Genomic DNA, 7,171 nt, shown 5'->3' on the forward strand with positions numbered 1-7,171 from the left:
GGTTTTTAATAGTAAAATTGCGCTTTGCCTTTTTACCAACTGCATTTATAGTATATTGGATTCTAGTTCACTACCGTGTAGGTAGATTTAAATTTTAAGTCATTACATTATGTTGACGAAAGAGATTAAAGATCATGTCAAATATGCCTTTTTGACAAGGCTATTTAAGTTCTAAAACAAATAATAGATAATGTATAAATACTTAACGTCAAAAAACTAGTCACGTAATGACCAGCTAGTTTCGCTGTCGATGGCGAAAACTAGTAGGGGGTATAACCCCCTTATTCGAAAATATCCTTTGTACTAAAATCCCCTCAGAAATTATTTAAACCTCTAAACGTTAGTGAGCTAAAACAATTTACTATGACAAAAAGTTGAGAAAAAGAGAGCATGAAATCTTTGATATTGCTAATCATCATCCCATCGCATATATTACATAAAATATTTACGTCTCTAAAAAGAATAGTCATGACACAAAATATCGATTTAAACGAAATAGATAAGTTTGCAAAACTTGCTTCGCAATGGTGGGATCCCAATGGTCAATGCAAACCATTGCATATTATTAATCCATTACGAGTGGATTATATAAAACAACAATCCGGTGATCTAAATGAAAAACATGTATTAGATGTTGGTTGTGGCGGTGGTATTTTGTCAGAGAGTCTAGCTAAACTTGCGGCTAATGTAACTGCAATTGATCTTGCTGAAGAATCATTAGCAGTGGCAAAATTACATGCAGAGCAAAATGGTTTAGACATAAACTACCAGAATCAAACCGTAGAGCAGCATGCTGAACAATTCCCCGCACACTATGATGTTATTACTTGTATGGAAATGTTAGAACATGTTCCAGACCCGTTTTCAATCATTCAGGCTTGTGCGAAATTGCTTAAGCCTAATGGACAACTCTATTTATCGACTATTAACCGCAATCATAAAGCAAAATTAATGTTGATTTATGGCGCGGAATATATTGCACGCTTAGTGCCGAAAGGTACTCATGATTTTAATCGTTTTATTCGTCCTTCTGAATTAATGACTTGGGTTGAACAGGCTAATTTGACTGTCAAAGGAATAATTGGTATGGAGTATCATTTGCTCAGTAATCAATTTCGTTTAGGTAAAAATGTTGATGTCAATTACATCTTAATGGCACAAAAAAGCGATGGCGATTAACAGAGATTAGTTTGCGCTATATTTATCTGCTGAAATATAAATATAAAATTTTACTGGTCTTTTATATTAAAAGTGAGTAGAATACATCGGCAATATTTTATCAACAATTCAACTCAATGGTGAATATTGTCATGTCTCGTATAGTTAAAGAAGCCCTCACGTTCGATGATGTTTTATTAGTTCCAGCCCATTCAACTGTTTTACCTAACACTGCTGATATTACAACTCAACTGACGCAAACCATAAAATTAAATATTCCAATGTTATCTGCGGCAATGGATACCGTTACCGAAGCCGAACTTGCTATTGCTCTTGCTCAAGAAGGTGGCATTGGTTTTATCCATAAAAATATGTCAATTGAAGCTCAAGCTGAACATGTAAAGCGCGTTAAAAAACATGAAAGCGGCATAGTACAAGACCCAGTATCGGTACTACCAACGGCGAGTATTAAACAAGTGATTGACCTAGCTAAAGAGTATGGTTTTGCCGGCTTTCCAGTTGTAACTGAATCGCAAGAATTGGTTGGTATTATTACTGCTCGTGATGTTCGATTTGCTACTGATTTATCACTATCTGTTACAGCGGTGATGACGCCTAAAGAACGCTTAGTTACTGTTAAAGAAGGTGAATCTCGGGAAAGTGTTTTGAAAAAAATGCATGAACATCGTGTTGAAAAAGTATTAGTTGTTGATGATCGTTTCCACTTAAAAGGCATGATAACAGTCAAAGACTATAATAAAGCCGAGCAAAAACCAAATGCTTGTAAAGATGAAAAAGGTCGTTTACGAGTGGGCGCTGCTGTTGGTGCCGGAGCAGGTAATGAAGAACGTATTGCTGCATTGGTAGAAGCTGGTGTTGATGTGTTACTTATTGATTCATCGCATGGTCATTCAGAAGGTGTTCTTGAACGTATTCGCCAAACAAGACAAGCTTATCCAAACTTGCAAATTGTTGGTGGTAATGTGGCAACCGGTGAAGGTGCTAAAGCACTAATTGACGCAGGCGTTAGTGCAGTAAAAGTGGGTATTGGTCCAGGTTCTATTTGTACTACACGTATTGTTACTGGGGTAGGGGTACCACAAATTAGTGCGATTATGGATGCTGTTGAGGTAGCTAAACAGCATAATATTCCTGTTATTGCTGATGGCGGTATTCGTTTTTCAGGTGATATCGCTAAAGCAATTGCCGCTGGTGCATCTTGTGTTATGGTTGGTTCAATGTTTGCTGGTACTGAAGAAGCACCCGGCGAAATTGAATTATTCCAAGGTCGTGCTTATAAATCTTATCGTGGTATGGGATCATTAGGGGCAATGGCAAAAGGATCATCTGATCGTTATTTCCAATCTGATAATGCTGCTGACAAGTTAGTACCAGAAGGTATTGAAGGTCGAATTGCATATAAAGGCTTATTAAAAGAAATTATCCATCAACAAATGGGTGGCTTACGTTCATGTATGGGATTAACTGGCTGTGGAACTATCGATGAACTTCGCACTAAATCGAAGTTTTATCGCATAACTGGTGCGGGTATGAAAGAGAGTCATGTTCATGATGTTCTTATCACCAAAGAGCCACCTAACTATCGAGCCGGCTAATAAGTATGATTTAGAAGGGATTGAATACAATCCCTTTTTTTATTTGTATCATTTGCATTCTGAAAATCTTAGGCGTGTTTTTTTAACAATTAAAACTATGCTTTAATTACCTAACTTAATAATAATATTTACAAAATTTAACAAATAAACAATTAAATACTATTGCTTAGATTTTTTTTATGACTATACTTCAAGTGTTTATAATAAACAATATTCGACGGATATTTAGCCGATAAAAATAAAATAAAATCAAAAAAATCATATAATTACTTGACAGGAACGTCAAAATGCATTATAATTTACAACACCAAACACCAAACACCAAACCTGCCCAACCTCTCTTTTAAATTCGGTTAATTTAAATAATAATCCTATTTTTTTTCTTTTATTCATATTATGTTTTTTATTCATTAGTCAAAAAAGTCAAGCCATCACAACACATACCATAAAAACTATTATCGGTAATAAACCAAGCGTTATTAATATAGAAGCTGCTGCCAAAAAACATGGCTTTACCTTAAATGGTGTTTTTTATAGTTCAAGTTCACATAATTTAAGTGATACGGATATCAATATATTTGAGGGTTTTACACATTTAAGTGATTTTATTATTAAAGACTACACTGTGGATGATTTAGATATTTCATCTAATTACGATGATTCTGACGGTGATAGCATCCGTAATAATATGCCATTTACCGTCGAACAGACGATTTATCATTGGTTTGATAATTATGGAGTGAAAATTCCTGATATTGATAAACATAATATAATAGGTTGTGCCAATTATGCCTTGCCTTTAACATTATCAATAGAAACTTTAGTAAAAACTTATTCTGAATATGGTAACCCGAATGAAAGTGAGGCAGTAACGATAACTAAACTATATAAAATCGCACCTATAGGTGATATATGTTATCTGAAGCCAAATTCAACTAAAGTTTATCCTTTAAAACAATGGCGTGGTGGTGATGCTCAAGGGACTCTGTATCCATGGAATACAGGCCCAATAAAACCAGATCCCGAAAATGGTGGTGGTTATAATGAAGATTTTATTGTTGATAAGGGTTTCAGAGCTAAGCCAATTGTTTCAGATAAACACTTTCCAACTACAGGTTTCCCAGGTGCACAATTTCAATTAATAATGGATTATCCTCCCGATAATTATATCTATAGTGTAATAGTTAATCCTGGCAATGTAGCAACCGTAGATGAAACAGGTAATGTTCTTTTAAAAGCTAAACCACCGGAAGGTAATGGTGATATTGTTATCCGAGCAACATTGAAGTTATCTCCTAATCAACATTTTGATTATAAATTTAATCCGACATCCATTTGGATAGAACCTCAGGATGTAGGTAATCATTATTGGCAGGATGCCTTTAACCAATTTTGTGGAGGAATTAATGGATTTCCATCCCGTAAAGATTATTCAAACTCACCTATAGTGAACGCTGGCCCAAATTGGCAACGCAATGGTAAATGGAATTTTTCTACTCGGGCAATTAATCAAGGACTTTATCCTGAATGGGGATATATAACTCGTCATACTTATCCAAATTCAAAATGGGAGTGGGATGACACTGCTTATTTTACTAAAGAGCCTAATAATGAAACGCAATACTTTGTTGCTTATTTACATGATGGTGGAATATTACCTGTACCTCATCCACCTGATGATTCACACGGAAATGATGTTGCAAATATAGCTTGTTTAAAATAACATTTTGTTAAACTGAGTTATGATTTATCTACATCAACGCTTGACTGAATCCGTTTGACTTAAGTTGAGGTCTTTGACTTTTATTAGAATCGTTGGGAAATGGTAGCGCTAGGAAATTGTGAAATGTAACAGCACTTGTTAAACAATGAACTAACGCTACGCAGTAAAACAAAAGAATTGATTATCGATGACTTTTCGGAAAGTATTTTTAATCTATAATTTGTTATTTTTTGTGATGACATAGATAGCTTATAGTTTAAAAGAACAGATTGAATCTTATCAAAATATATCTAATAACCCATATCTCAATAGAACTAGCCACCAAACTAACTACAAAACAACAAAACGTCCGAAACTCAAACAACCAAAAAAAATTGAGGAACGGGGTTTTTGAAACTTAAATTCCTACTTATTGCTAACCCTTTTTTTTAACTTAAAATAAAATGATTGAAAATCAATATATTAAAAAATTACTTAAAAAAGGGTTTTTAATAGTAAAATAGCGCTTTGTCTTTTTGCCAACTGCATTTATAGTATATTGGCTTCTGTTCACTGCCGTGTAGGTAGTTTAGAAATGATACAATCTCTTTATTATTTATATCGTATGTTATACCCCAAAATTGAAAAATACATTTTCAAGAATTAAAACTATGTTTTAATAACCTAACTTAATAATAATATTTACAAAATTTAACAAATAAACAATTAAATACTATTGCTTAGATTTTTTTTATGACTATACTTCAAGTGTTTATAATAAACAATATTCGACGGATATTTAGCCGATAAAAATAAAATAAAACCAAAAAAATCATAGAATTACTTGACAGGAACGTCAAAATGCATTATAATTTACAACACCAAACACCAAACACCAAACCTGCCCAACCTATAATTTAACGTTAGCAAAGTTAAGCTCGCACGATCTATTATCTCACTACAATTTATTTTTCCAGCAAATTCGGCAAGCGTTTTCAAAATTTCTTAATTTAGCCTGTTTACCTCGGCCGATGGTTTTGGTATTAACCATGGTTGTTTTACAGTCTATCTCTTTTTCTAACTATGCATTAACCACAAAAACGACCAATATTATTCAAGGTTCAGCGCCTTATTTAACCTTCGATGGTGGTAGTACTCGGGTAACAAATATTGAAGCGCTACTCTGGATATCCCTTTCAGATGGAAGAACATTTACTCCGACAACCAATGATTCAAGTTTAGACAATCCTATCGTTTTACCTGTTGCTGGTCAGAGTTTTAATGATATTGGTATGTTTATACCAACGGATACTGATTTTATTGCATTAAGTTCAGTTATTGGTCCACCCAATAATTATTGGGGTGATGATGATGGCGATGGTCAGGGTACTAATGATATAACCGCTACCGGTAATTTAAGCTTATCTATTGTTGATAAATTGAATCATGCTGTATCTCATAATGAAGTGCTGACTAATTGTAATTCGCCGTATAAATTAACCTTATTTATTCCTGAAGGTATATTAAAAACACGTTATGGTGTACCTAATGAAAGTCGTTTTAGTGCAAGTAATGCCACTTATTATATTAGTCCTAAGGCAGCGCCAGAGATTTGTTTTGCTAAACCTAGCATGGAATTCGGTGGTACAGGTTATAGAAGACCTGAAATGTATGCTGGCCCTGCTGACATATGGAACCCTGATAGAGGTTTTCTAACACAGTCAATTACACCATCGTATTATGGTTTAAACTTCCCGACTACTGGTGCTAATGGTTTGTATTTTGATTTAGAGATAGGTGGTAATAATCAGGACTTATATTGGGAGCCAGTTAAGCATAGTGGAATTACGGCAACGATGACATCTTCAACAAAGACCAGTGTTCATGTTACTCTAACAGGTCCTGCCGTTACAGACTCTAAGCAACAGAGTTCAGATAATCCAGATGAAATCGATAAACCCTCTTTGCCACAGACATTTGAACTAGTTGGTCGTGATAGCAGTGGTAATGCGGTGGTCAAGTATGGTTTTGTGTTAAAGTTGTGGTTCGTCAATCGTGGTAAAGGTGAGTACACTTATTCAAATGTATCATCATGGTGTGCACAAATTGGTTATCAGATACCTAAGTTAGGTTATGTAACTAATTCGACTTGTCGGGGAGAGCATATGATACATCAATGTCTATCGTTGAGTGGTGGTGGTAGTATTAATAGTAGGCCGCTGTCACCTAATAATGCATATATGCGTGACATTGGAGCAGGATTCTTCGCGGAATGGGGAAAAATGGATAATTACACTGGTGCCAATTTCTTCACGAGCAATGGTTATTGGATGAAGGGTGTAATTGGCGATCCTTCTAAAGTTGCGCAGGCTGCAGTGGGGGCGTACGATGGTTTTATGTATCGCGGTTATGTTTCTTCTGTCGAGAAAGGGTTTTGCTCCTATCCTCTTGTTTATTAATTCTTAGTCCTTGAACTAAAGAGCTAGGTGTAAGAAAAATAACGTTAGGACATAAAACAATCATTGCCTTGCCAAGGCAATGGCGCTGACGAAGTGGGCGATAAAAAACGATTTTGTGGTGCGACTTTCGCAATGTGCTGACAACTGAGATAGGTTAGCATGGCAAACAGGGATGTTTGCCAAGGCGGTGCTTTGTCAGGAACAAATCACAGCCGGTGCGTTAAAAGCGAACGAAG

Annotated in this window: 4 protein-coding genes; all 4 read left to right on the forward strand. The window is 35.2% G+C overall.

The window, feature by feature from the left end:
- Positions 1–390: 390 nt before the first annotated feature.
- The 4 genes from ubiG (at position 391) to H3U97_RS11255 (ending at position 6,935) form a co-directional block, all read left to right on the forward strand.
- Complete coding sequence (gene ubiG / locus H3U97_RS11240) at positions 391–1,179, forward strand: bifunctional 2-polyprenyl-6-hydroxyphenol methylase/3-demethylubiquinol 3-O-methyltransferase UbiG (RefSeq protein ID WP_198198989.1); 789 nt, start codon at positions 391–393, stop codon at positions 1,177–1,179.
- A 131-nt stretch (positions 1,180–1,310) separates the two neighbouring features.
- Positions 1,311–2,774: an IMP dehydrogenase gene (gene guaB, locus H3U97_RS11245; RefSeq protein ID WP_086365716.1), complete on the forward strand. Its 1,464-nt coding sequence runs from the start codon at positions 1,311–1,313 to the stop codon at positions 2,772–2,774.
- A gap of 625 nt (positions 2,775–3,399) precedes the next feature.
- Positions 3,400–4,497, forward strand: coding sequence for a hypothetical protein (locus H3U97_RS11250; RefSeq protein WP_110453543.1), 1,098 nt, complete (start codon positions 3,400–3,402; stop codon positions 4,495–4,497).
- A 1,010-nt stretch (positions 4,498–5,507) separates the two neighbouring features.
- A complete protein-coding gene (locus H3U97_RS11255; RefSeq protein ID WP_198198990.1) occupies positions 5,508–6,935 on the forward strand; it encodes a hypothetical protein in 1,428 nt (475 codons plus the stop codon).
- The last annotated feature ends 236 nt before the right edge of the window (positions 6,936–7,171 follow it).

The organism is Gilliamella sp. W8128 (assembly GCF_016100545.1).
GTDB lineage: Bacteria > Pseudomonadota > Gammaproteobacteria > Enterobacterales > Orbaceae > Gilliamella > Gilliamella apis.